The 236-nt window shown below is 42.4% G+C and carries 1 protein-coding gene; it reads left to right on the top strand.

Annotated elements, in window-relative coordinates; all coding sequences use genetic code 11:
• Positions 1–236 (top strand): hypothetical protein (locus NE637_RS15580; RefSeq protein WP_256267832.1); only part of this gene is annotated, 236 nt, incomplete at both ends.

Below are 236 nucleotides of genomic sequence, written 5' to 3' on the forward strand. Positions count from 1 at the left end.
TGCTTATCGATCGTATGAAGAATGAAGCGGTCGTCGATAAAGCAGTTTTATTTGGATGGTTCCGAAAAATGGCAGTCTGTGCAGAGCAGTATGAGCGATGCGGTGAAGGACAGAATTATAAGTATTTGAATCCGTATGGAATTGTGTTGTCTGATGAAGGAGAAGTGTTGTTTCTGGATACAGAATCGAGAGAAAATGCCGAGGTGATGAAGCAGATGCAGAAAAGAGCTGTCAGA

Origin of the sequence: Desulfovibrio desulfuricans (assembly GCF_024460775.1) — a bacterium.
In the GTDB taxonomy this organism is placed as follows: domain Bacteria; phylum Desulfobacterota; class Desulfovibrionia; order Desulfovibrionales; family Desulfovibrionaceae; genus Desulfovibrio; species Desulfovibrio desulfuricans_E.